22 protein-coding genes and 1 pseudogene are annotated in these 24346 nt (G+C 47.3%); 14 read left to right on the top strand and 9 right to left on the bottom strand.

Annotated elements, in window-relative coordinates; all coding sequences use genetic code 11:
- Positions 1-110: 110 nt before the first annotated feature.
- The 8 genes from I2494_RS08070 to I2494_RS08035 all read left to right on the top strand — a co-directional run bounded on the left by I2494_RS08070 (position 111) and on the right by I2494_RS08035 (position 9523).
- On the top strand, positions 111-1709 hold the full coding sequence (locus tag I2494_RS08070) for an FGGY-family carbohydrate kinase (protein WP_218467567.1): 1599 nt from the start codon (positions 111-113) through the stop codon (positions 1707-1709).
- A gap of 25 nt (positions 1710-1734) precedes the next feature.
- Positions 1735-3393, top strand: a complete 1659-nt coding sequence (locus I2494_RS08065; protein ID WP_218467566.1) for a signal transduction protein — start codon at positions 1735-1737, stop codon at positions 3391-3393.
- 1 nt (position 3394) lies between these two features.
- The gene (locus I2494_RS08060; protein WP_228350885.1) at positions 3395-4321 is read left to right on the top strand and encodes a dihydrodipicolinate synthase family protein; all 927 of its coding nucleotides are present in this window, start codon (positions 3395-3397) and stop codon (positions 4319-4321) included.
- Positions 4322-4335: 14 nt separating this feature from the next.
- On the top strand, positions 4336-5406 hold the full coding sequence (locus I2494_RS08055; protein ID WP_218467564.1) for a sialidase family protein: 1071 nt from the start codon (positions 4336-4338) through the stop codon (positions 5404-5406).
- Entirely contained in the window at positions 5403-6374 is a 972-nt protein-coding gene (locus I2494_RS08050; RefSeq protein WP_218467563.1) for a tripartite tricarboxylate transporter substrate binding protein, read from the top strand. The genes I2494_RS08055 and I2494_RS08050 overlap by 4 nt, the downstream gene beginning before the upstream one ends.
- A 46-nt stretch (positions 6375-6420) precedes the next feature.
- Positions 6421-6882, top strand: coding sequence for a tripartite tricarboxylate transporter TctB family protein (locus I2494_RS08045; RefSeq protein ID WP_218467562.1), 462 nt, complete (start codon positions 6421-6423; stop codon positions 6880-6882).
- Between the two features lie 18 nt (positions 6883-6900).
- Entirely contained in the window at positions 6901-8409 is a 1509-nt protein-coding gene (locus I2494_RS08040) for a tripartite tricarboxylate transporter permease (RefSeq protein ID WP_130589982.1), read from the top strand.
- Positions 8410-8515: 106 nt separating this feature from the next.
- Positions 8516-9523 (top strand): LacI family DNA-binding transcriptional regulator, encoded by a 1008-nt coding sequence (locus tag I2494_RS08035; RefSeq protein ID WP_218467561.1) that lies wholly within the window; start codon positions 8516-8518, stop codon positions 9521-9523.
- Here the strand turns inward: I2494_RS08035 and I2494_RS08030 are convergent.
- The gene (locus tag I2494_RS08030) at positions 9507-9887 is read right to left on the bottom strand and encodes a YceK/YidQ family lipoprotein (RefSeq protein ID WP_228350884.1); all 381 of its coding nucleotides are present in this window, start codon (positions 9885-9887) and stop codon (positions 9507-9509) included. The two genes, I2494_RS08035 and I2494_RS08030, sit on opposite strands and share 17 nt — an antisense overlap.
- Before the next feature lie 298 nt (positions 9888-10185).
- Here I2494_RS08030 and ibpA point away from each other — a divergent pair, with 298 nt between their 5' ends.
- The gene (ibpA, locus tag I2494_RS08025; protein WP_130589984.1) at positions 10186-10599 is read left to right on the top strand and encodes a small heat shock chaperone IbpA; all 414 of its coding nucleotides are present in this window, start codon (positions 10186-10188) and stop codon (positions 10597-10599) included.
- An 89-nt stretch (positions 10600-10688) separates the two neighbouring features.
- On the top strand, positions 10689-11120 hold the full coding sequence (ibpB, locus tag I2494_RS08020) for a small heat shock chaperone IbpB (protein WP_218467560.1): 432 nt from the start codon (positions 10689-10691) through the stop codon (positions 11118-11120).
- A 511-nt stretch (positions 11121-11631) separates the two neighbouring features.
- On the opposite strand, the gene I2494_RS08015 is transcribed toward ibpB, so the two are convergent.
- From I2494_RS08015 to I2494_RS08005, 3 genes are all read right to left on the bottom strand, one after another.
- Positions 11632-12882: a valine--pyruvate transaminase gene (locus tag I2494_RS08015; RefSeq protein ID WP_218467559.1), complete on the bottom strand. Its 1251-nt coding sequence runs from the start codon at positions 12880-12882 to the stop codon at positions 11632-11634.
- A 288-nt stretch (positions 12883-13170) separates the two neighbouring features.
- A complete protein-coding gene (gene ghrB / locus I2494_RS08010) occupies positions 13171-14145 on the bottom strand; it encodes a glyoxylate/hydroxypyruvate reductase GhrB (protein WP_218467558.1) in 975 nt (324 codons plus the stop codon).
- Positions 14146-14226: 81 nt separating this feature from the next.
- On the bottom strand, positions 14227-15216 hold the full coding sequence (locus tag I2494_RS08005) for a GlxA family transcriptional regulator (RefSeq protein ID WP_218467557.1): 990 nt from the start codon (positions 15214-15216) through the stop codon (positions 14227-14229).
- A 131-nt stretch (positions 15217-15347) separates the two neighbouring features.
- On the opposite strand from I2494_RS08005, the gene I2494_RS08000 reads away from it, so the two are divergent.
- Positions 15348-15974, top strand: coding sequence for a cysteine hydrolase family protein (locus I2494_RS08000; RefSeq protein WP_218467556.1), 627 nt, complete (start codon positions 15348-15350; stop codon positions 15972-15974).
- Between the two features lie 148 nt (positions 15975-16122).
- Here I2494_RS08000 and I2494_RS07995 read toward each other — a convergent pair whose 3' ends face one another.
- The 4 genes from I2494_RS07995 to I2494_RS07980 all read right to left on the bottom strand — a co-directional run bounded on the left by I2494_RS07995 (position 16123) and on the right by I2494_RS07980 (position 18363).
- Positions 16123-16782: an OmpA family lipoprotein gene (locus I2494_RS07995; RefSeq protein ID WP_218467555.1), complete on the bottom strand. Its 660-nt coding sequence runs from the start codon at positions 16780-16782 to the stop codon at positions 16123-16125.
- A 20-nt stretch (positions 16783-16802) separates the two neighbouring features.
- Positions 16803-17072 carry a glycine zipper 2TM domain-containing protein gene (locus I2494_RS07990; protein ID WP_218467554.1) on the bottom strand — a complete coding sequence of 90 codons (270 nt, stop codon included), beginning with the start codon at positions 17070-17072 and terminating at the stop codon, positions 16803-16805.
- Between the two features lie 281 nt (positions 17073-17353).
- The gene (locus tag I2494_RS07985) at positions 17354-17797 is read right to left on the bottom strand and encodes an N-acetyltransferase (protein ID WP_218467553.1); all 444 of its coding nucleotides are present in this window, start codon (positions 17795-17797) and stop codon (positions 17354-17356) included.
- A complete protein-coding gene (locus I2494_RS07980; protein ID WP_218467552.1) occupies positions 17794-18363 on the bottom strand; it encodes a DNA-3-methyladenine glycosylase I in 570 nt (189 codons plus the stop codon). Before I2494_RS07980 ends, I2494_RS07985 begins: the two co-directional genes overlap by 4 nt.
- A 120-nt stretch (positions 18364-18483) precedes the next feature.
- Here I2494_RS07980 and glyQ point away from each other — a divergent pair, with 120 nt between their 5' ends.
- The 3 genes from glyQ to I2494_RS07965 all read left to right on the top strand — a co-directional run bounded on the left by glyQ (position 18484) and on the right by I2494_RS07965 (position 23293).
- Positions 18484-19398, top strand: a complete 915-nt coding sequence (gene glyQ, locus I2494_RS07975; RefSeq protein WP_218467551.1) for a glycine--tRNA ligase subunit alpha — start codon at positions 18484-18486, stop codon at positions 19396-19398.
- Positions 19399-19407: 9 nt separating this feature from the next.
- On the top strand, positions 19408-21480 hold the full coding sequence (gene glyS, locus I2494_RS07970; protein WP_218467550.1) for a glycine--tRNA ligase subunit beta: 2073 nt from the start codon (positions 19408-19410) through the stop codon (positions 21478-21480).
- A 340-nt stretch (positions 21481-21820) separates the two neighbouring features.
- Complete coding sequence (locus tag I2494_RS07965) at positions 21821-23293, top strand: DASS family sodium-coupled anion symporter (RefSeq protein ID WP_130589995.1); 1473 nt, start codon at positions 21821-21823, stop codon at positions 23291-23293.
- Between the two features lie 88 nt (positions 23294-23381).
- On the opposite strand, the pseudogene I2494_RS07960 reads toward I2494_RS07965, so the two are convergent.
- Positions 23382-24290, bottom strand: a pseudogene (locus I2494_RS07960) (acyltransferase).
- Between the last annotated feature and the right edge of the window lie 56 nt (positions 24291-24346).

Raw genomic sequence — 24346 nt, 5'->3', positions numbered from 1 at the left:
GTTATCTTCTTCATTTCGATCGATATCACATAATTTAAACAATTTGATTGTTTTTTGCTCCGCGCTTTCATGAGTTGCTAACTCGACGCAGCATTGAGTTTGGAGGCATTGTGGAGCATCAGTTTTTTATCGGGGTTGATGTAGGATCTGCCAGTGTCAGGGCTGGTATTTTTACCTCACAAGGGGAACGCCTGGCATTTTCAGTTCGGGCTATTCAGCAATTTCACCCCCGAGCGAATGTAGTTGAGCAGTCATCTGCGGATATCTGGCAGCAAGTGTGTGCGGTGGTAAAAGAGGCCGTTGAACTCTCCCGGGTTGATATTGATTCCATTTGCTCCATTGGCTTTGATGCCACCTGCTCTTTAGTTGCGGTTGCAACGGATGGCTCACCCGTTTCGGTTGCTGAAAATGGTGAGGCTGAGCGGGATATCATCATGTGGATGGATCACCGAGCCATTGATGAAGCCATGGAGATTAATCTGACCAATGATCCTGCGTTGCAATATGTTGGTGGTGAAGTCAGCGTTGAGATGGAATTACCCAAAATTCTTTGGTTAAAAAGGCATTATCCACAGCGCTATCAGCAGGTATGGCGCTTTTTTGATTTAGCTGATTATCTGGTCTGGCGAGCCAGCGCGGCTGATGCAGCCAGTATTTGCACCCTAAGCTGTAAATGGAACTACCTTTCTCATGAAGGACGCTTTAGCCACAGCCTGTTGGATGCCGTAGGGCTGACAGAATTAACCGATAAAGTACCCGCTACAGTTTTAAATTTGGGTGAAAAGGCGGGTATGCTCTGCCCGGAAGCTGCCCGTCAGTTTGGGTTGAATACCAATGTCGTTATCGCCAGTGGAATTATTGATGCCCATGCCGGTGGTCTGGCTTTGGTTGCGGCACATCCACAAGCCAGTTTGGCCATTATCAGCGGTACTTCTAATTGTCATATGGTCGTCAGTCCTCAGGCGGTGATGGTACCCGGCGTGTGGGGGCCTTACTTTAGCGCCATGATCCCTGATTGGTGGCTGAATGAAGGTGGGCAAAGTGCTGCTGGTGCTCTGGTTGAGTGGACACTACGCCAGAGCGATGCCTGGCCTGAACTGGAAGCGATAGCTCAGCGTCAGCAGTGCAGCTACTACCAAATTCTGAATCAGCGGGTTGCTCAACTCGAACAGCAGCATCCGTTTCCTACTTATCATCTACATATTCTGGCAGATCACCACGGCAATCGTTCTCCCCGCGCTAATCCTGATGCGAAAGGGATGGAGTCGGGTCTGTCGCTGGAGACGGGGCTGGATGCACTGGCCCGCCGCTATTTAGCCACCCTACAGGCTATTGCCTATGGTACTCGCCATATTATCGACGTACTGGAAGAGTCAGGCCATCAGATTGAGCGCCTGATTTTATGCGGCGGTGCGACTAAAAATCCGCTTTGGCTCAGAGAGTATGCCAATGCGACTCAACGCACGATCCATCTGGCTAAAGAAGAGGATGCAGTCACGCTGGGTGCTGCTTTACTGGGTGCCGTAGCATGCGATGCCTTTTCTGACTTTTCTCAGGCGGCCGGAGCAATGGTTCGATATGGAAACAGCATTCAGCCCGATGATTCAACCGCTTCATTCCATCAGGCTAAGTATCAGGTTTATTTACAGATGTATCAGGATCAGCAGCGTTATCACCAGATGATGAGTAATGCCGAATTGTCAGCGTAAAATTTATCAGAACAGGAAAATCAACGTGTTAAAACTTAATCTGCCACCGTCACCGGCGAAAATAGGGGCGAAAAGTAAGCAGGTATTGATGGTCACTAACGCGGATTTACGTGAGCCGGCAAACGTTACCTGTTGGCCAATACAGAAAAAATTTGAAGACAAGCTGGAGCGGGCTTTGGAACAGCTGGGTTACTCCATGAAGCGAGCTCATCCGGTGAGTCAAAGTCGTGGACATGGTTTTATCAGTAGCCAGCGTGAAGGCAGTGATTTGTTTGCCGCTATTGAACCGGATGCGCCAGTGATTGTGCTGTTAACTGCCTGGCAGTATTCACACCATATCGCTCCATCGTTAGCTCACCATCGTGGCCCTGTCCTGTTGCTGGCGAATTTTGACGGTACCTGCCCGGGGTTAGTGGGCATGCTTTGTCTGGCAGGAACCTTAACCAGTCTGGATAAACCCTATTCCCGTTTATGGTCAGAGAGCTTTGATGATGAGTTCTTTATGCAGGGTTTGCAGACCTGGCTGCGTTATGGCTCATTGCAACATAAGAATAATTATTTGCATGATGTGGCGCCGACACATCCGGTAATGGCGACCCCGGAGGGTGCCGTGGGTCGCAAAGTCGGCGAATATATTTTGCAGCATAAAGAGATTTTGGGATTATTCGATACTTTCTGTATGGGGATGATTAACGGCGTATTTCCTCAGCAAGCGTTAGTGAATATAGGCATGCCGCTGGAGTCGCTGTCACAGTCTGCTTTGCTGGTTGAAATGGCGAAAGTGCCCGATGAGCTAAGGGAAACCTGTCTGAACTGGTATGAAGAGCGCGGTATGAAATTCCAGTTTGGTGAGGATAGCGCCATTGAGCTAACTCGCGATCAGGTCAAAGAGCAGTGTGCCATGATGATTGCCATGGCGCGCTTTGTAAAACGTTTTGGTTTATCGGCGGTAGGGGTTCAGTATCAGCAGGGGTTGAAGGATAGCTGCGCCGCTTCAGATTTTGCTGAAGGTGCCATTGGTTCCACCGAGCGTTTTCCTATTCCGGATGAGCAAGGCGAGATCATCTGCCCAAATCAGGCCATCCCCTGCATTAATGAAGTGGATATGGGAACGGCTATTCCCCAAACCATGTTATGGCGTTTGCTGAGTTCATTAGGGCTGCCGGCGGAAACGACATTACATGATATTCGTTGGGGCAGTGAATATCGGGGTACTTTCTATTGGGATATGGAGATCTCCGGAGCGGTGCCGTTTGAGCATCTGAAAGGTGGTATTGCGGGTGCAACAGGATATCGTCAACCGCCTATGTTTTTCCCTTATGGTGGTTCAACTATTTGCGGGCAGGGTAAAGCCGGGCGCTTTGTCTGGGCTCGAGCCCACTATGAAGGAACCAATGTGGTGATGCATATTGGTTCCGGTCATGCAGTTGAATTACCCGAAGACGAGTTTGAACGCCGCCGCCGGGCGACTAACTATGAATGGCCGCTGCTCAACTGTGTACTGGATGGCGTTCAGCGTGATGACTTGATGTCAGGGCATCAAAGTAACCATATCACGATTGCTTATGTGGAGCAGGCTAAGCTGAACAGCGTACTGCGGGCGTTTGTCGCTCAGGCGCTGACTCAGGGGATTCAGGTAAAAGTAGCGGGCGATGCACTGCATGCGCTTCAAAAGGAAGCATAACGTGAACCAACAAAAATATAGCGGCGTTTGGCCTGTGATGCTAACGCCCTTTGATGAACGTAAAGAGATCGACTGGCCGTCACTGGAAAAGCTGATTGAGTGGTATCTGGCTGCCGGTGTTCACGGGTTATTTGCCGATTGTCAGTCGAGTGAAATGTTCTTTTTAAGCGACGAAGAAGCCAGAAAACTGGTGCGTTTTATCGTAGAAAAAGTTGATGGTCGGCTACCTGTCGTGGCATCCGGTCATACGGCAAATGCATTTAGCCATCAGAGTGAACAGCTAATCAGTATGTCTGAAACCGGTGTTGATGGGGTGATAATGATCAGCAACCGTCTGGCGCTGGCGGGCGAAAGCAACGATAAGGCACTGGAAACCTTACAGCGTTTAACCGCTCAGGTGCCGGTATCGGTAGATCTGGGAATTTATGAATGCCCTTACCCATATAAACGCCTGCTGTCGGAAGAGACGGTGGCCTGGTGTGCTCAAAGTGGTCGTTACACCTTCATTAAGGATACCTGCTGCGATTTGACCATGATTAAACGTCGCCTTGAACTGGCCAAAGGCAGCCGCCTACATCTGGCGAATGCCAATAGCCAAACGCTGCTGGCCTCTTTTCAGGCGGGGTGTCAGGCCTTTAGCGGTGTTATGGCTAACTTTCATCCTGACCTGTATGTCTGGCTGTATGAGAATTGGCAGGCCGAGCCGGAAAAGGCTCGCAAGTTATCTGATTATCTCTCTACCGCAGCATTAGTTGAGAATCTGGATTACCCGGTTTGTGCGAAAAATTTTCAACAATCCATTGGAAATTTCCATACTATTGCCTGCCGGGTGCGGGATAGCAGTGGATATCTGCAAACATTCTATCCGGAGGCCATTAATGGCATGGTGCGGTTGGGACAGGATATTCGCGGTTATTTAGAGCTATAAGGAAAAATCATAAGATGCATTTTATTAAGCAATCTTCGCAGTTTTTACTGGATGTGAATCATCAGCTTTTTAATAACTGTCATGCATCAACATTAGTGGTGCTACCAGACAGCGATCAACTGCTGGTAGCCTACTTTGCCGGACAAAAAGAGGCCAGCGGTGATACGGCAATTTGGCTATCTCGTTGCGTCAGAGGCGAATGGCAGCCGGCTCAAAGAGCCATTGCTCAGGATGGTCTGGCACACTGGAATCCGGTTTTGCACTACCAGTGCGGCACGCTATGGTTGTTCTATAAAGTGGGGCCGGATGTACATCACTGGATAACCCGCTATGTTACATCCGGAGACGGTGGTTATAGCTGGAGTCAACCTCAGGAGTTAGTGCCAGGAGACCCGCTGCCTCGTGGCCCGGTTAAAAACAAGCTGTTGGTGATGTCCAATGGTGAGTGGCTGGCTCCTTCCTCTATCGAGAACGATCGCTACTGGGATGCTTTTGTTGATATCTCCGCCGATTTGGGTGAATGCTGGCAGCGCGTGGACATCCCGATTGCTCATATTCATCCGGTATCTGCAAATGAGCGTGATATTTGGCAAGGTTTAAAAGATGACGCGCTGTGGGAAACCGATCTGCAACGCGTATTTGAATGGGATGGCGTGATTCAGCCAACGTTATGGGAGTCCGCTCCCGGCCTGGTACATGCCATGATGCGCAGTTCCCGTGGGCGCATTTACCGCAGTGATTCAATGGATTATGGCCGTAGCTGGTGTCCGGCCTATGAAACAGAACTGCCAAATAATAACAGTGGTATTGATGTAGTAAGACTGGGAAATGGCAGTCTGGTGCTGGCTTATAACCCTATCGAAGGCAACTGGAATCGTCGCTATCCCATATCAATCAATGTATCGCAGGATAACGGCAAAACCTGGTCGATTCCGTTAGATCTGGAAAATGGTGAAGGAGAATTTTCCTACCCGGCGATTATCGCCAATGGTGAAACACTCCATGTGACCTACACATGGAATCGTAAGAACATCGTGTACCAAAAAATAACGTCTGATAATGATAATAATGGAGTGCCCTCATGAAAAAAAATCTGCTTCCTCTGCTCGCGCTAATGCTGCCCTTCGGGATGGTTCAGGCGGAGCAAACGCTAACTTACCCTACCAAGAACATTGAAGTGGTTATTCCTAAAAATCCTGGTGGTGGTACTGATACTTCAGCCCGTACCGTGATTGAGTTTGCCCGTGACCGTATGCCTAAAGGAACCATGTTTGTTCCGGTGAATAAGCCCGCCGGTAACGGCCTGACCGGGCTGATTGAAGTGGCAAAAGCTAAGCCAGATGGCTATAAGCTGGTGATGACCACCGTTGAACTGGCGATGTTCCCACATCAAGGCAAATCACCGGTGACTTATAAAGATTTTACGCCGTTAGTGACAACGATTGCCGATCCGGTTGCGGTGGTGGTCAATGCCAAATCGCCTTATAACACGCTGCAAGAGTTTATTGATGCAGCAAAAGCCAATCCGGGTAAGTTAAAAGTGGGTAACTCCGGTATGGGGGCGATTTACCATTTGGCGGCGGTGAATATGGAAAAAACTATGGATGTGAAGTTTAACCATATTCCTTATAACGAAGGCACCGGCCCCTCTATTGCTGCGTTAGTGGGTGGTCACATCGATTCAGTATTAACTACGCCGGGCTCGGTAAAATCTCAGGTTGATGCCGGTATTCTGAAAGTGCTGGGTGTGATGGACGAAAAACGTTTTGAACTGTTCCCGGATGTACCGACCTTTAAAGAGGCGTTAGGTCTGGATGTTAACGTCAAAATGCGCGCCTGGGCGGTGCTGGCAACGACCGCTAAAGTACCGGATAACGTGAAACAAGAACTGGTGGATACTTTTACTGAAGTAGTGAAAACACCGGCCTATCAGGAAGCGTTGAAGAAACAGGGCATTATGCCAGTAGTGATTGCCGGTGATGATGCTTACAACATGATGAAAGAAGATGATGAGATGTATAAAACGCTGATAGACGAAACCATGAAAAAATAAATAGAGGTATCTCCTGTCGGTTCGCCGGCAGGAGGGAGACGATGTCATGCGGAAATTGAATATTCTTGTCGGTTTACTCTCGGTTCTTCTGGGGGGCGTAATTATGTATCTCTCCCGGGATATGAGCATGTTTGATCAATACGGCGTGCCCGGAGAGCGTTTCTGGCCCTATGGTCTGGCCTGGTTATTTATTGGATTAGGCGTTTTACAGTGGATTGAAGTGGCCGTTCAGCGTGCAAAAACTGCCGGTGTTTCGGTTGATCTGACCTCTCTGCCGGTGCGTAGAGCCTATGTACTGGCGATCGTAATGGTGCTGTATGGCGTATTGCTTAACTATACCGGTTTTATTGTGGCTTCGCTGCTGTTAAGCCCGGTGGTGATGTGGATGATGGGTGAGCGACGGGCGTGGTTTTTAGCGCTGATTTCAGTGGTGATTGTGGCCACTATCTATGTCTCATTCACCCTGATTTTTAATTCCCCTCTGCCTGTATCTGAATTCTTAGAATAAAAGGATAAAGGGATCGCTATGAATGAAGTTTTAGAAGCCCTGTTTATCGTATTCAGCCTTGAAACGGTATCAATGATTCTGTTGGGGGTGTTGGCCGGCATTATTATCGGTGCGCTGCCGGGATTAACCGTCAACATGGGCATCGCTTTACTGCTGCCGCTGACCTATTCCTTTCAGGGTATGACCGGGATCCTTTTACTGTTGGGGGTCTATTGTGGTGCGGTATATGGCGGCTCAATTACGGCTATTTTGATTAGTACGCCGGGTACGCCTGCTTCCGCTGCGACCGTGCTGGATGGATACCCTATGGCTAAAAAAGGGGAAGCTGGTCGGGCGCTGGGATTATCTACCATGGGCTCCATGTTTGGCGGCCTGTTTAGTACCATCGCATTAGTGCTGATTGCACCTCTGCTGGCAAAAGTAGCCACCGGTTTCTCTGCGGCAGAGTATTTTGCTCTGGCGGTATTTGGTATCAGTATTATCACCAGCGTGTCATCTAACTCGATTATTAAAGGATTGATTGGTGGTGGAATTGGTTTGTTTATTGCCACCATTGGCCTGGATCCGATGACCAGTGGAATGCGTTTTACTTTTGACTCTATCTACTTAATGGGTGGCGTTTCGTTTATACCGGTGCTGGTTGGGCTGTTTGCTTTTTCTCAGGGATTGCTAAGTTTTGAAGAGGATTACCGTGAGCGTATTGCCGGACAGGTAAAGATTATTCGGGCTAATATCACGCGTATCTTACCAACCTGGCTCGATTTTAAACGTGTGTTACCTACCTATGTTCGTTCTTCGGTCATTGGTACCGGCATTGGCGCAGTGCCTGGTGTGGGTGGTGATATCGCTTCTTTTATCGCTTATAACGAAGCAAAACGCTGGTCTAAGCATCCGGAAGAGTTTGGCCATGGTTCTCCTGAAGGGGTATCTGCTCCGGAGGCTGGTGCTAACTCGGTAGCGGGGGGTGCGATGGTTCCATTAATGACGCTGGGTATTCCTGGCGATGGGGCGACAGCCATCATTATGGGAGCTTTTATGGTGCAGGGGCTGGCGTTAGGCCCTCAGCTATTTACCGATCATCCGGTTGAAGTAAATTCCATCTTTATCGGTTTATTTGCTGCCAACGTATTTATGGGCATCATGGGTTTTATGGGCATGCGCCTGTTCGCTAAAGTGATGGATATTCCGCGCCGCGTGCTGGTGCCGATTATTCTGATGCTGTGTTCTGTGGGTGCCTACTCGGTTAACCACAGTATGACCGATGTATTCGTTATGATGGGCGCTGGATTCTTAGCTTATATTTTGATTAAGCTGGATTTTTCTATGTCGCCAATCGTCATTGGTATTATTCTTGGCCCAATGGCAGAATCTAACCTGCGTCGGGCACTGATGATGTCGGAAGGCGATCCGATGGTGTTACTGACTCGTCCGATATGCGCAACATTTTTGGCTATTGCAGTACTAACATTACTTTTGCCTGTATTTGGACCTAAAATCAAATCACTGATGAAAGTTCGTCGGGGATAAGATTGTGATACCCGCAGGATATGGCGTGCGGTAGCAGAAAATTTGCCATATCCTGCACTATCAGTATTCACCATGTTTAATCAGTTAATGGAACCAACGAGACGTCATGGCTAAAACGGTAGAGCAGATTGCGAATGATTTAAACTTATCCATTACTACGGTTCGTTTAGTATTGAATGGTAAGGCTGAACAGTATCGCATCAGCGTAAAAACGCAGGAAAAAATAGCTCAATATGTTGAATTACATGGCTATACCGTTAACCATACTGCACGTAGCCTTAAACTGAACAAGACTGAAACTTTCGGTTTAGTCATTCCGCGTTTATCAAACCCCTTCTTTTCTGCACTGGCGGAGTTACTGGAAATTCGCTGCCGGGAAGCTGGCTATCAATTAATGATCTGTTGTACTTATGGCGACCCCAAATATGAAAACAAACTGGTGAAATCGCTGGAAGAACGCAATGTAGACGGTATTTTTATTGTTTCAGTTGATGCCAAAAGTCAGGCTCATCACGTTAAACACCGCAATAAACCGCTGATTTTTCTCGATCGGGATTTTGGTATTAAAGGGGCGTCCTGTGTTATTACCGATAACTGTAAAAGTGGTTATCGCCTGACTCGTGCCATGTTGGATAAAATTCAACAGCCTATTCATTTCTTTGTGGGTGATGCCGGGCTGCCTACTATTGCTGAACGTTTGAAAGGGTATGTCAGAGCCAGCGATGAGTCAGGTTTTTCTCAGGAGAAATCGCTGCTCTCTTATGCTGACCATAACCGGGTTGAAGATGGTGAGCTGATGATGAATCAGTTTATTGAACAGCACGGTGAGTTTCCGGTGAACTTTATCTCCTCTTCATTACCGATTCTGGAAGGAGGGCTAAGCGTATTACGTGAGCGCTATGGCTATATCCCCAGCCGGATTAATATTGGTACCTTCGACGAACACGTCATGCTGAGCTTTTTGCCCAATAATATCTGGTCGATGAGGCAGGACGAAAAGACGCTAGTGGGGCAGGCTTGTGAAATGATGCGTCAAAAGATCGACGGTTTAACCGATAGTCAGCTTTTTGTTGCTGATGCAGAATTGATTGCCCGTATTACTTCTTATCGCTAGATTTTTCTTGTGGGGGTGGCGTATAGCCAGAACCCTTCATCAGTCCTTTGTTTTGCTTCTCTTTATCTGAATCTGAAATCGTTTTTCGTGGCGAAGATCGCCCTTCGGTATCGCTGGCACGATAGAGGTCATAAGGCAGCAAAACGGTATCTAACATCGCAGAGAAGGGCAGATCGACAATCAACAGGCTGCGCATCAGCCATCCATGATTGTCGTCACCAATCATATCAATATCATGAGCAGTGCCCGGATAATACCGTTCATAAGGCGCCACGTGAGCCATCAGGCTGGAGCAACCAGAAAGTGCAAACATGGTTGTACTGACACAAATGGGCAGTAAAAAACCTTTAACAGTAGTCATCATTGTTTGCTATCCACAAAACGCATCATACGTTCTGACAGTTAATGATATTGGGTTGAAGAGCAACGTTATAGCACTCAACTATCTAAATTTGAATAAGTAACGCCAGATAATCGAGTGTCGATATAAAATTTAGCTTAGAAATGGAGTTTTGCCGTTGAAAAATGAATTTATGCCTCCATTTTGTTAAGTGTGATCGATAAAGCAATGCCAATAGGGTTGCTGATCGCTGGAAGTTCATCTGTCCTTAAAGGAAGATGATGTTATTCAACCTCGCTGATTTATTTAGGAGGCGTGTTTTATGCGTAATTTTGATCTTTCCCCACTGTATCGTTCTGCCATCGGTTTTGACCGGATGCTGAATACCCTTGAGTCAGGCCAGAGCCAAAGCAATGGCGGCTACCCTCCCTATAATGTTGAGTTGGTTGATGAACACCATTACCGTATTGCTATTGCGGTCGCCGGGTTCGCTGAAAGTGAACTGGAGATTACCGCTCAGCCCAATCTGTTAGTCGTACGTGGTGCCAAACAGAGCCAGGAACCAGCAAAAACTTACCTTTATCAGGGCATTGCCGAACGCAATTTTGAACGCAAATTCCAACTGGCTGAACATATTCAGGTTGAAGGCGCTCATTTAGAAAATGGTTTGCTGTATATCGAACTGGCACGGGTTATTCCTGAGGCTTCAAAGCCACGCCGTATCGAAATTAAGTAATCGAATTTTGAGGCGCTAAGCGCCATAAACGTTATTTTGCCTGCCGTAATGGGGGCAGACCTTACTCGCTTCAAAGAAGGAGTTATATTATGCGTAATTATGATTTATCACCGTTATTTCGTCAGTGGATCGGATTCGACAAATTGGCCAGCAGCATGCAGGGTAATGCGGATTCCGGTTTCCCTCCTTACAATATTGAGAAAAGTGACGATAACCACTATCGCATCACATTAGCCTTAGCCGGATTTAAACAGGAAAATCTGGAAATAGAATCAGAAGGCCAGCGTCTGACGGTAAAAGGCAACCCAACCCAAATAGAAAAAGAGGTTCAGTATCTGCATCAGGGATTGTCCTGTAAGGCGTTTGAACTGAGCTTTACTCTGGCAGACCACATGATTGTCACTGAAGCCAAATTCGAACTGGGGCTGCTGCATATCGATATTGAACGCAGAGTACCGGAAGCGTTACAGGCACAGCGGATTACTATTGGTAAGCCGGGTGTGATTGAGCATCAGCAATAATAGTTGCTGAAAAATAATAGTATTGAGCAGGTTTCGTCCACTAGTAGTGCGGTGTTCAAATTGGCGGCAGTGCAAGTGGCCGAGCAGGGGGCGTTAAGGGCGAACGCCCCTGCACCCCCGCGCCTTCGCACCGGAATTCAGGTCGCGCTATGAATACATCATGAAATGATGTATTCACCCTTGCGGGCCAGCGCAAGCGCTGTTCAACGCGGTATACCGCGTTGTGGCGACTTCCCTCCGCCTTCATTCGGGTTTACGCACCGGCGCTGATTCGGTTTATTCGCCTCATCCCTACGGGGCCAGCACGTTGTGCTGTTCAAAGTTGCTCCTGCAATTTTGTCCGGGGTAGCACGCCAAACATTCATGTTTGGCGTGCTACCCTCTTTCAGTTGTCGGCTGAATTCCAGTGCTCCATGAAAAGGTCAAGGGCAACACCCAGTGAGCGTTGCCCTTCTATTTTACAAAATGGCGAATAAGAGAAACTGAATTATATATCTTTCAAAGGGCGGATTTATCCTTCCTTATGTGCTCTCTCAATCTCTTCCGCTAAAACAATAATTCCCTTCTCTATTAACTCGGGCTCCGGCACATAGTTCATCCGCATACATTGCTGGGTATGAGGCCACTCCTGCTCCAGACCAGAGAAGAAGTAATGACCGGGCACCATCAGTACACCGCGGGCTTTTAACCGTTGATACAGGGTTTGACTGCTGACAGGTAAATCCTTGAACCATAACCACAGGAAGATGGCACCTTCAGGTTTATGGATCAGACAGCGTTCTGCCGGGATATAACGGCGAATAATCGCCAGCGTTTGCTCTACGCGCTGTTGATAGAAGGGACGGATTACCTGCTCTGAAAGACGGAGTAAATCACCGCGTTCTATCATCTCTAAAGCCAGTGCCGGGCCGATGCTGCCCGGTGCCAGGCTAATAATGCCATTCATATTGCCCATGGCCTGAATGGTTTCTTCATTAGCGATAATAATTCCGCAGCGAGTGCCTGGCAGACCCAGTTTGGACAGGCTCATACACAGAATGGTATTCAAATTCCATAGCGGCGTGGCCTGACTAAAGATAATACCCGGAAAAGGAACACCGTAGGCGTTATCGATAATCAGCGGGATGCCTTTCTGATGCGCAATGGCATCCAGACGCATCACTTCTTCGTCGGTTAATACGTTACCCGTTGGGTTAGTTGGACGAGAAACGCAAATAGCGCCAATATCATCACCAATATGCAGATGGTCAAAATCCACATGATATTTAAACATGCCTTCGGGCAGCAGCTCGATGGTCGGTTTATAAGAGACCAAAAGGTCTTCTTCCAACCCTACATCGGCGTAGCCGATATATTCCGGAGCCAGAGGAAACAGAACTTTCTTCACCTGACCATCGGGCTGGTGGCCGGCGAACAGATTAAACAGATAGAAAAAAGCACTTTGGCTACCGTTGGTCAGAGCGATATTTTTCGCTTCAATCGGCCAGCCCAGCTCTTTGCTTAACATCTCTGCCAGTGCAGTCAGAAAGGTATTCTTCCCCTGCGGGCCATCATAGTTACAGATAGATTCGGTGAGCTTTCCTTCTGCCAGTAAATCGGCACAAAGCTGAGTAAAGTAGTCTTGCATTTCCGGGATTTTTGCAGGATTACCGCCCCCAAGCATAATTGCCCCGGGAGTGCGTAAACCATCGTTTAAATCGCTCATTAACTGGGTAATGCCGGAAAAACGGGTAAATTTTTTACCAAAAGATGAAAATGTCATGTTAATACATTGATGTTATGGGCTGAGGGGATAACCATTAACCATACCGACAGACCTTAGCTGGTGCAACGGGTGAGTATTTGACTGATTTTTATCTGAAGTTCTGTAGTAATTACCACACATGGTGAAATGTGTGGTTCAGGCGACCATTGAATGTGGTATTCAACAGGTTTATTTGGTTAATTCCGAGGGATTGTGCTGATAAATAAACTGCATTTTTACCGTGACTACATCAAAAAAATGTGTGATTTGATGCAGACACGGTAAGACCAGGGCCAGATTTGTGTGCTAGCGGATAACCTGAGGATTAACGCAGTTGCCATCGATACTGTCCGTCATGGCTGCAATTAAATTATCAACGGCGCTGGCAGCCATGGCATAGCGTGCCTCAAAAGTGGCTGAACCAATATGCGGAATTGCAACCACGTTCGGCATCGATAGCAGCGGGGAGTCCTTTGGCAGCGGCTCTTTTTCAAATACATCCAGACCCGCACCGGCAATGGTGCCTTGCTGTAGTGCTTCGATTAATGCTGCTTCATCCACTACCGGGCCACGTCCGGCATTAATAAAGAAGGCTGATGGTTTCATCAGTGCGAATCGTTCTGCATTAATCAGGTGACGAGTTTGTGGATTCAACGGCAATATCAGACAGACATAATCGGCTACTGACAGCAGTTTATCTAATTCCATATGAATGGCATCGAAGCGGTTTTCTGCCTCCGGATTGCGGTTGCGGGTGTTATAAACGATTTTCATACCGAAACCGAAATGTGCCCGCTGAGCCAGTGCGGTACCAATACGACCCATTCCGATGATTCCCATGGTTTTATGATGAATATCGGTACCAAACCAGCTCTCGCCTACGCTGCCTTTCCACTCTCCGGCTTTTACTCGTTCCGCTACATTCAGGATGCGCCGACCGGTAGTCAGCACCAGCGCCATAATAGTATCTGCCACCGTCTCGGTCAGGGCCCCTGGCGTATGCATCAAAGGAATCTTTCTTTCGGTCAGGGCATCAACGTCAAAGTTGTCAAAACCCGCAGAAATGGTAGAAACCGCTCTGAGTACCGGTGCCTGTTCCAGTAATTTACGATCGATAGTTTCGTTAGCTCCAATGATACCTTCGGCTTTACTCAGGGCTTTAATAAAGTCGGCGCGATTTTCATTAGTAATGGAGTCAAAAGAGGTAACGGAAAAACGTTGTTCCAGTTTGTCCTGTAAATCTTCGGGCAGTTTCTTATAGGAGACGATCGATGGCTTCATGTCCTGTCCTCTGCGATGGGATAGATTGTCAGTGACCAAACATTACCATAACTGATAAATAAATCATGACCGGTTTTTGGTTTATTTACTGGCTGATTGTTCTGCCTTTATTTTGAACTGCTTCCGGTAGGATGAGGGAGAAATGTTCAACGCTTTGGTAAAGTGCTGACGCAGGGACGCCACGGTATTAAAACCGGATTCTGCCGCCACCTTCTCCATAGAATGATTGCCGGATTCCAGCATTCGTTGTGCTTTAGCAAGGCGCTGATTCAACAGCCATTGCATTACCGTGGTACCGGTAGTTTGCCGCACATGTCGGGTAAAGGTTCGACGGCTTAACGCACCTTTTTGCGCCAGTGAATCGATAGAGTGCGGTAGTTCAGGATGTTGCGCTGCCCAGTTAAGTACCTGAGAGATACGGTCATCCTGTCGTGATACCGGCAGTGGAATTTCAATAAATTGTGCCTGCCCTCCCTGACGATGAGGTGCAACAACCATTTGACGGGCAACCTGATTAGCGATTTCTGCTCCGCAAATCTGCCGTAGCATATGTAAGCAGCAATCAATCGCTGCGGCCATACCGGCGGAGGTCAGAATATTTCCTTCATCAATATAGAGTTCCGCTGCGCGCAGCGCTACTTCCGGATAACGCAGGCTAAAAGCATTGGCCCATTTCCAGTGGGTGGTTGCCGCCTTACCATTTAATAGCCCGGCTTTAGCCAGTACAAAGGCTCCCAGACATAAGCCGACAATTTTTACACCCTGCCGATTAGCCTGTTTCAGCACATCAATAAACTCTTCGGGAGGGGCAATATCAATGCGGTGCCAGGATGGCACAATGATGATATCTGCCTGCCGGAAGCCTTCAATACCGTATTGAGTCGTGATGCTAAACCCCATCGAACTTTCTATCTGTTGCTCTTCCAGTGCACAGGTGATGACCCGAAAACGAGGAGAGCCATCCTGATTCAGCACATTACTGAATACCGTATGGGGAATAGAGAGATGAAACGGATTAATGCCCTGATAAGCGGCAACGGCAATAGTGGTCGGGTTGGTCAGCGGTTCCATGCATATTCCCTGAATGTCAGGCAAAGATAATTGGCCTGATTCTATCGATATCTGTCATTCAGGTCACTATCCGATAAGTGAGTAAGCCCGCAAAATAGCCGAAGTGTTAACGGGCTATAAGGAAACTATTGATGGACAGGCCGACAAGAGCATTGATCGTTATTGATGTGCAAAACGAGTATTTCACTGGAGAATTACCTATTGAATATCCACCGGTGGAGATATCGTTAAACAATATTATCCGGGCTATGGCGGTGGCAAAAAAAGAGGGTATTCCAATTGTTGTTGTGCAAAACAGCGCCGCGGAAAACTCACCGGTGTTCGCCAGAGGCAGTAAAGGGTGGGCGTTGCACCCGGAGATTCAGCGTCAGCATCACGATTTATTGATTGAGAAGCGCTTACCCGATGCGTTTGCCGAAACAGCGCTTATGGCCTGGCTGAAAGACCGACAAATAAATACCTTAACTATTGTCGGCTATATGACGCATAACTGTGACGCTTCCACCATTTACCACGCCAGTCATGCAGGATTTAGCGTCGAGTTTCTGTCCGACGCCACAGGAAGTCTTCCTTACGAAAATCAGGCCGGAAAGGCAACTGCTGAAGAGATCCACCGGGTATTCAGTGTCGTTTTCCATTCCCGGTTTGCCGCAGCCGCATCAACAGCAGAATGGCTAAAAGCAGTGGAGAATAAACAAGGGATAGCCGGGGGAAATATTCTGGCATCTAACCATAAAGCCAGAGGTCTAAAAAGCTAAGTAAGGCGGCTTTCCGGTCGAGCACTAAGGTGATATGAGCAACATCGTTTTTACGGCCGGAACATTCTTATCAGTCAATTTAACCAATCTACCCGCCATAAAAAAACCGGCGCACAGCGCCGGTTTCTCACAAAACATCAAACCCCAATCACAATGGACTTAACGTAATGGTTACGCGACGGTTCTGTGCTTTACCAGCCTCTGTGCTGTTAGAGGCGATCGGTTGATCGGGTCCAACACCCTGAGTATGAATACGGTTAGCAGCAACACCCTGAGTAATTAACGAACTGGCTACGCTGTCAGCACGCTGTTGAGACAGATTCATGTTTAACTGACGAGAACCGGTGCTGTCGGTGTGGCCAAGAATATTCACGGCGGTTTTGTTGTACTCTTTTAATACCATTGCCACACCCGTCAGAGTATTAGCACCTGCAGGCTTCAGCGTACTGCTGCTGGTATCAAAAGTAACATTATTTGGCATATTCAGAATGATCTGATCGCCTGAACGGGTAACGCTCACGCCAGTACCTGCCATTTTCTCACGCAGTTTAGCTTCCTGAACGTCCATATAGTAACCAACACTACCACCCAGAGCAGCCCCGGCAGCAGCCCCAATCAGGGCACCTTTACCGCGGTCTTTCTTGGATGATGACAATGCACCTACACCCGCGCCAACAACAGCGCCAATACCTGCACCAATGCCAGAATCGCCAACTTGTGATTCACCGGTATAAGGGTTAGTCGTACAACCCGAAACGGCTAATGTACCGCTAAGTGCAATAACCGTGGCAATCATAAACTTTTTCATACATATACCTTAAAACAGAATTACTGACCTGAGCTATTGCCCAGAATGGCTCCGGAAGCAGCACCAACCGCAGCACCTGCGGCAGCACCAATCAGGGCTCCCTTAGTATTATCTTTGTGCGAGGAAGATAATGCACCGATGCCTGCACCGACAACGGCCCCAACGCCTGCACCAACACCTACGTTTGCTGCCTGATTGTTATTGGGATTACTTCCACCATACGGATTTGCACAACCTGCCAGTGACAGCATAGATGTAACTACGACAACTGCTGCAATAAACTTTTTCATAACCTGTACCTCGTTGAATCGACATCCTGATACAGCAGATTAAAGCCTAATTTTTGCGGAAAGGAAGTTTCTTTACGCAAATTTTTCAATTGCAGGACACTTCTTTAACAACCGAAAAAGGCCGTTATACGGGGTGATGACGTCGTTTTTTGTCACTGCTATCAGACCCGTATCTTTACAATTATAGCAGGCTAATAATGAGTAAAAGGGTAATTAAGTGCGGTAGCTACACAGGGTTCGCACTAACAGCACTTACCCTGTGTAAGGCTAAAAGCGTGTTATCAGGGAGCAATAAAGGGGGCTTGCCATTGCATGATTAAGGTTATCTGTTTTGTTTCCGGGTGAGGTTGTTCGCTGACAATATGAAAACCCATTGCCTGATAGAATTGAAGTGCGTGGGTATTTTCCCGATAGACCTCAAGTAGCAGTTTGGGGTAATGATGTTTAACTGCCTCAATCAACGCCTTACCAATGCCTTTTCCCTGATGATTAAAATCAACAAACAGCGCTCCGATAAACTGCTGTTCCATCACACTGATAAAACCAATGATTTCATCATGTTCACAATAGACCCAGGTGGTTGCATCAGGAATATAAACGTTGCGAACCAATGGCTCACTTTCCTGCCAGTACGATTGTTCAACAAAAGGGTGCGCATGAATGGTGGTGGCTAACCACAACGCCATTAGCGCATCCAGATCCTGTGGCTGATAGTGACGAATCACGCGTGGTTGTCCGGATGGCAGAAACATTCAATCATATGGTCGTTAACCAGCCCCATCGATTGCATAAAGGCATAACAGGTGGTGGCACCGAAAAATTTAAAACCACGCTTTTTTAGTGCTTTTGCCATGGCGACCGAAGTCGGCGTGGAAGCAGGGAATTCTTCAGGTTTTTTCATCGAAAGATGGTTGAGGATTGGATGATTATCTACAAACGACCAGATAAAGGTGGCGAAGTCCTCTCCGGCAGCCTGCATGGCCAGATAAGCTTTGGCATTATGCACGATGGCCTCCAGTTTGCCGCGATGGCGAATGAGTCCTGGGTTTTCCATCAGTTTATCAATGTCTTTTTCCGTCATGGCAGCAACTTTTACCGGATCAAAGTGGTGAAAGCATTGGCGGTAAGCCTCACGTTTTTTCAATACGGTAATCCATGAAAGTCCGGCTTGTTGTCCTTCCAGACAAATTTTCTCAAACAGTTTTTGATTGTTGCGAACGGGCTTGCCCCATTCGTTGTCATGGTACTCAATGTAAAGTGGATCTTGATTGACCCAGCTACAACGTTGCATATATTTCCCCTGATTTTTAACAAAATCCTGTGTCCGGTATGGATTAGAGCTGCACATCTGGTCGTCTATAGGTATACTTATCAGCTACATTAATTAAACTCTATCGCGCGCGGATCCAACATGCAGAAGTTCGATAATAAAACCTTTCAGGGATTAATCCTAACATTACAGGATTATTGGTCGCGTCAGGGCTGCACCATTGTCCAACCATTGGATATGGAAGTCGGTGCTGGTACGTCACATCCAATAACCTGCCTGCGGGCTTTAGGGCCTGAGCCAATAGCCGCTGCTTATGTGCAGCCTTCACGCCGTCCTACGGATGGTCGCTATGGTGAAAACCCGAACCGCTTACAGCACTACTACCAGTTTCAGGTCATTATCAAACCCTCTCCGGATAATATTCAGGAGTTGTATCTTGGCTCACTGAAAGAGCTGGGTGTGGATCCGACGGTGCACGATATTCGTTTTGTTGAAGATAACTGGGAAAACCCAACGCTGGGTGCCTGGGGTCTTGGTTGGGAAGTATGGCTAAACGGAATGGAAGTGACCCAGTTTACCTATTTCCAACAGGTCGGTGGTCTGGAGTGTAAGCCAGTAACGGGTGAAATCACCTACGGGCTTGAGCGTCTGGCGATGTATATTCAGGGCGTGGACAGCGTTTACGATTTAGTCTGGAGTGACGGCCCTTTCGGTAAGACTACCTATGGTGACATCTATCATCAAAACGAAGTGGAGCAGTCTACCTATAACTTTGAATATGCCGATACTGACTTCCTGTTCAGCTGTTTTGAACAGTATGAGAAAGAGGCTCAAAAGTTACTGGCATTAGAAACTCCACTGCCGTTACCGGCTTACGAGCGCATTCTGAAAGCGGCCCATAGCTTTAACCTGCTGGATGCCCGCAAAGCGATCTCTGTGACCGAGCGCCAACGCTATATTCTGCGTATCCGTACGCTGACCAAAGCGGTTGCTGAGGCTTACTATGCTTCTCGCGAGGCATTAGGTTTCCCTATGTGTAATAAGAATAAGGTTTAAGAGAACGCCATGACTCAACAAACTTTCCTTGTGGAAATCGGCACGGAAGAGTTGCCACCGAAGGCGCTTCGCTCTCTTGCTGAATCTTTTGCTGCAAATTTTAAAGCGGAACTGGACAACGCTAATTTGTCCTACGGCGCGGTTGAGTGGTTCGCTGCTCCACGCCGCCTGGCTCTGAAAGTCATTGAACTACAGGCCTCACAGCCCGATCGTGAAGTTGAAAAACGCGGCCCGGCAATTTCTCAGGCGTTTGATGCCGAAGGCAAACCAAGCAAAGCCGCAGAGGGCTGGGCTCGTGGTTGCGGTATCACCGTTGAACAGGCTGAACGACTGACTACGGACAAAGGCGAATGGCTGATGTATCGCGCTCAGGTTAAAGGCCAGCAAGTGCAGGCGCTGTTGGCCGATTTGGTCGCCCAGTCGCTGGCTAAATTGCCAATTCCTAAACCGATGCGCTGGGGTGATAAAGATACCCAGTTTATCCGCCCGGTTCATACCGTAACTATGCTGTACGGTAGTGAACTGATTGACGGAACTATTTTGGGCATTAAATCCGATCGCATTATTCGCGGTCACCGTTTTATGGGCGAACCTGAGTTCTCCATTGGTAGCGCCGATCAGTATCCAAAAATTCTGATCGAACGCGGCAAAGTGATCGCCGATTATGATACCCGTAAGCTACTGATAAAGCGTGATGCCGAAGCCGCTGCCGATAAACTTGGCGGTGTAGCTGATATCAGTGAGAGCCTGCTGGAAGAAGTTACTTCGCTGGTGGAATGGCCAGTGGTGTTAACCGCTAAATTTGAAGAGAAGTTCCTGGCAGTACCATCCGAAGCCTTAGTGCATACGATGAAAGGCGATCAAAAGTACTTCCCGGTATATGATCATCAGGGTCGTTTAATGCCGAACTTTATCTTCGTGACCAATATTGAATCCAAAGATCCGCAACAGATAATCTCCGGTAATGAGAAAGTGGTTCGCCCACGTCTGGCGGATGCGGAATTCTTCTTTAATACTGACCGTAAGCATCGTCTGGAAGATCGTCTGCCACGTCTGGAAACTGTTCTGTTCCAACAACAGCTTGGTACCGTACGTGACAAAACTGACCGTATTCAGGCGCTGGCCGGTTGGATTGCCAGCCAGATTGGCGCTGATGTTAACAAGGCGACCCGTGCAGGTTTGCTGTCCAAATGCGACCTGATGACCAACATGGTGTTTGAATTTACCGATACGCAAGGCGTGATGGGAATGCATTATGCCCGCTTTGACGGTGAAGACGAAGAAGTGGCAGTTGCGTTGAATGAGCAGTATATGCCGCGTTTTGCCGGTGATGAGCTACCTAATTCGCTGGTTGCCTGTGCAGTAGCGATTGCCGATAAAATGGATACCTTAGCGGGTATTTTTGGCATCGGTCAAAACCCGAAAGGGGATAAAGACCCCTTTGCATTACGTCGTGCAGCGCTGGGTGTATTACGGATTATCGTTGAGAAGAATTTACCGTTAGATCTGGCGACATTAACCGAAGAAGCGGTGCGTTTATACGGTGATAAGCTGACTAATACTAACGTTACCGATGATGTGGTTGAGTTTATGCTGGGGCGCTTCCGTGCCTGGTATCTGGATGTTGGCTACAGCATTGACGTGATTCTGGCAGTATTGGCTCGTCGTCCAACTAAACCGGCAGATTTTGATGCGCGGGTTAAAGCCGTGTCGCATTTCCGTTCATTGGATGCTGCGGTTTCATTGGCAGAAGCCAACAAGCGGGTGTCAAATATCCTGTCTAAGGCTACGGATACGCTGCATGATAGAACCAACGTAGCAATACTCAAAGAGCCGGAAGAGATTCATCTGGCAACGCATTTGGCAGTATTGCGCGATAAGTTGGAACCACTGTTTGAAGAGGGGCGCTATCAGGAAGCGCTGGTTGAACTGGCGGATCTGCGTGAATACGTTGATGCTTTCTTTGATAAAGTCATGGTAATGGTTGATGATGAAGCTATCAGAGTTAACCGTTTGACATTACTAAGCAAATTGCGTGAGCAGTTCCTGAAAGTTGCGGATATCTCTCTGCTACACAGTTAATTTACTTACCAATAACTAACAGGCTGTTTTGGCTTATATTGCTGAAACAGTTTGTTGGTTAATCAGATATCCCCCATTGTTAAAACTTTGTAGTCACCCGACTTTTTTAAACAATATGTCTGTTCTGGTTGCATAAAACCAGTATGATAAGTTTTGTTTAAATTATGTGAAATGAAATGATTTTGTATTGCATGATATCAAAGCGTTATTTATTAAAACGCTCGGTTCTTCGATCCCAAAATTAAGTCATTTGATGATGTGACAAAGGTGCTGTTTTGCCTGAATTTGTCTCAGTTCTTTTTCTGAGATACCCACTCTATATGAATAAGTGGACAATATTATGGATAAAATGACTCCGCTAAAACCTGTTCCTTCTCTTGTTGCGATCGCGATTACTCTGATTATTTGGTTTGTTATTCCCGTGCCTGAAGGCGTAACGCCCAATGCCTGGCACTTGCTGGCGTTATTTGTAGGAACCATTGCCGCTATTATCGGCAAAGCGATGCCTATTGGTGCTCTTTCTATCGTGGCTATTGCGCTGGTGGCATTGACCGGTGTAACTAATCCAGGAAAACCAGGTGCTGCGCTAAATGATGCGTTAAGTGGTTTTTCGAATCAGCTTATCTGGCTGATTGGTATTTCCATTATGGTTTCGCAAAGTTTGAATAAAACCGGTTTAGGTGCACGTATCGGTTACTACTTTATTTCTCTGTTTGGTAAAAGAACGCTTGGTATCGCCTATGCGCTGGCAATTGCCGAAACTACGCTGGCTCCCGTCACGCCAAGTAATACGGCTCGGGGTGGTGGCATTATTCACCCGATTATGCGCTCTATTGCCGACAGTTTTAACTCTAAGCCTGAACCCGGATCAACGGAGAAGATTGGTCGTTACCTTTCTCTGGTCAACTACAATATTAACCCTATTACCTCAGCGATGTTTATTACGGCGACTGCACCTAACCCGTTGATTGTTGCTCTGATCATTAAGGGAACGGATCCGAGTATTGAGTTCACTTGGGGAATGTGGGCCATTGCCGCACTGATTCCTGCCATTGTCTCATTGATTGTGGTACCGCTGGTGATTTACTGGCTGTATCCACCAGAAATTAAAAGCACGCCGAATGCTCCGGTTTTTGCTAAAGAAAAACTGCGTGAGTTAGGCCCGGTATCTTTGTCTGAGAAGATTACTCTGGCGGTATTTGGCTTGCTGCTGGTGATGTGGGCAGGCATTCCTGCCTTTTTCCTGGGGGAAGGTTGGGTCGTCAATCCTACCACGGCTGCATTTATTGGCCTGTCTATTTTGCTGATGACCGGCGTTCTGAGCTGGGAAGATTTGCTGAAAAATAAAGGTGCCTGGGATACCGTTGTATGGTTCTCCGCGCTGGTAATGATGGCGACCTTCCTTGGTAAACTGGGCCTTATCAGCTGGCTTTCGCAGACAGTGGGTGGTGCCATTGATAATCTGGGTATTGGCTGGATTGGCGGTACTATTTTGTTAACGCTGGTTTATGTCTATTCTCATTACTTCTTTGCCAGTACTACTGCACACATTACCGCGATGTTTGCCGCCTTCTTTGCCGCAGGTTTGGCGCTTGGTGCGCCACCTGCGCTGCTGGGTTTGATTCTTGCCTTCGCTTCTTCATTAATGATGTCGTTAACCCATTACGGCACGGGCACTGCTCCAATTATCTTTGGTTCTGGTTATGTCACGCTAACCGAATGGTGGAAAACCGGATTTATCCTGAGTGTGGTCAATCTGATCATTTGGATAACCGTCGGTGGAGCATGGTGGAAGTGGTTAGGATATTGGTGATTATTAGCGCTTTTTGACCGCTGTTTGAAAGATAAAGGCCTGCAAAAATGCAGGCCTTTATGATTTTAAGAAATGATTAAAAGGGATGTTATTGTTGAGGCTTACTAAACTGCTCTTTTAATTGACCCAGCAGCAAGTCTTTTCTTTGCCAAACCTCATGCAACCACTGCTGAAACTGGCGTTTAAACACCTTATCATTCAGGTAGTCACCGCGAATACTGTCATCTACCGGCAGAGTTTCAATACGTATCACAATACGTTTCATTTGGCCGCTCAACAGATCAATAAATGGTTTATCTTCGTTTTCCGGATAACAGAGGGTGACGTTAAGAATACGATCGAACTGTGCCCCCAGCACGTTGAGTGCCAGTGCAATACCCGCTGACTTTGGTGGTAGAAGGTTTTGATAAGGGGAGTTGAGCTACTCTCTTTTTTGTTCGGTAAAACGCGAACCTTCCACAAAGTTAACAATAGTGGTGGGATGGTCGCGAAATTTTTCACAGGAGCGGCGCGTGGTTTCGATGTCTGTACCGCGCTTCTCAGGATGTTTGATCAGATAAGTCCGCGAGTAACGGCGCATAAATGGCATATCCAGCGCCCAGCAGGCAATACCAATAAAAGGAACCCAAGCCAGCTGTTGTTTGAGAAAGTATTTATTCATTGGAATGCGGTTACGCATTACGACGCAAAGGGAAACGATATCTGTCCAGCTTTTATGGTTACTAATTAACAGATACCAGTTTTGTTTGCTGAGATCTTCTGCACCCTCAATATCCCATTCGATTCGATTGGTTATTTTTAAAATGAGAGCCAGAGATACACACCAGCACCACATCATAAAATTACAGAATGCGGATACACCTTGGCTGACTACCTTAAACGGTAGTAAAAGTTTCAATATGCCAGCGATTACCATAGGGACAGAACAAAGCATGGTAAAAACGATGGTTAATATTGTTGTGATGATAAAGATAATTGGGGCAAACAGTTTTGGCATGTCGATTTTTCGTTACAGGTCTACTGGCATCCAAGACAATGAACACTCATCATTCT

It is taken from the genome of Limnobaculum allomyrinae (assembly GCF_016649425.1).
Taxonomy (GTDB): domain Bacteria; phylum Pseudomonadota; class Gammaproteobacteria; order Enterobacterales; family Enterobacteriaceae; genus Limnobaculum; species Limnobaculum allomyrinae.
Note: the sequence above shows the minus strand (reverse complement) of the source record. Positions and strands in the feature narration are given on the sequence as shown.

What these genes read in the sequence shown, in the direction of transcription:
- glyS (WP_218467550.1), top strand. Translation starts at nt 19,408, where the DNA reads ATGACTCAACAAACTTTCCTTGTGGAAATCGGCACGGAAGAGTTGCCA.
- ibpA (WP_130589984.1), top strand. Translation starts at nt 10,186, where the DNA reads ATGCGTAATTTTGATCTTTCCCCACTGTATCGTTCTGCCATCGGTTTT.
- I2494_RS08000 (WP_218467556.1), top strand. Translation starts at nt 15,348, where the DNA reads ATGGACAGGCCGACAAGAGCATTGATCGTTATTGATGTGCAAAACGAG.
- I2494_RS08005 (WP_218467557.1), bottom strand. Translation starts at nt 15,216, where the DNA reads ATGGAACCGCTGACCAACCCGACCACTATTGCCGTTGCCGCTTATCAG.
- I2494_RS07965 (WP_130589995.1), top strand. Translation starts at nt 21,821, where the DNA reads ATGGATAAAATGACTCCGCTAAAACCTGTTCCTTCTCTTGTTGCGATC.
- ghrB (WP_218467558.1), bottom strand. Translation starts at nt 14,145, where the DNA reads ATGAAGCCATCGATCGTCTCCTATAAGAAACTGCCCGAAGATTTACAG.
- I2494_RS08035 (WP_218467561.1), top strand. Translation starts at nt 8,516, where the DNA reads ATGGCTAAAACGGTAGAGCAGATTGCGAATGATTTAAACTTATCCATT.
- I2494_RS07995 (WP_218467555.1), bottom strand. Translation starts at nt 16,782, where the DNA reads ATGAAAAAGTTTATGATTGCCACGGTTATTGCACTTAGCGGTACATTA.
- I2494_RS08055 (WP_218467564.1), top strand. Translation starts at nt 4,336, where the DNA reads ATGCATTTTATTAAGCAATCTTCGCAGTTTTTACTGGATGTGAATCAT.
- glyQ (WP_218467551.1), top strand. Translation starts at nt 18,484, where the DNA reads ATGCAGAAGTTCGATAATAAAACCTTTCAGGGATTAATCCTAACATTA.
- I2494_RS08045 (WP_218467562.1), top strand. Translation starts at nt 6,421, where the DNA reads ATGCGGAAATTGAATATTCTTGTCGGTTTACTCTCGGTTCTTCTGGGG.
- I2494_RS08040 (WP_130589982.1), top strand. Translation starts at nt 6,901, where the DNA reads ATGAATGAAGTTTTAGAAGCCCTGTTTATCGTATTCAGCCTTGAAACG.
- I2494_RS08015 (WP_218467559.1), bottom strand. Translation starts at nt 12,882, where the DNA reads ATGACATTTTCATCTTTTGGTAAAAAATTTACCCGTTTTTCCGGCATT.
- I2494_RS07980 (WP_218467552.1), bottom strand. Translation starts at nt 18,363, where the DNA reads ATGCAACGTTGTAGCTGGGTCAATCAAGATCCACTTTACATTGAGTAC.
- I2494_RS08050 (WP_218467563.1), top strand. Translation starts at nt 5,403, where the DNA reads ATGAAAAAAAATCTGCTTCCTCTGCTCGCGCTAATGCTGCCCTTCGGG.
- ibpB (WP_218467560.1), top strand. Translation starts at nt 10,689, where the DNA reads ATGCGTAATTATGATTTATCACCGTTATTTCGTCAGTGGATCGGATTC.
- I2494_RS08030 (WP_228350884.1), bottom strand. Translation starts at nt 9,887, where the DNA reads ATGATGACTACTGTTAAAGGTTTTTTACTGCCCATTTGTGTCAGTACA.
- I2494_RS07990 (WP_218467554.1), bottom strand. Translation starts at nt 17,072, where the DNA reads ATGAAAAAGTTTATTGCAGCAGTTGTCGTAGTTACATCTATGCTGTCA.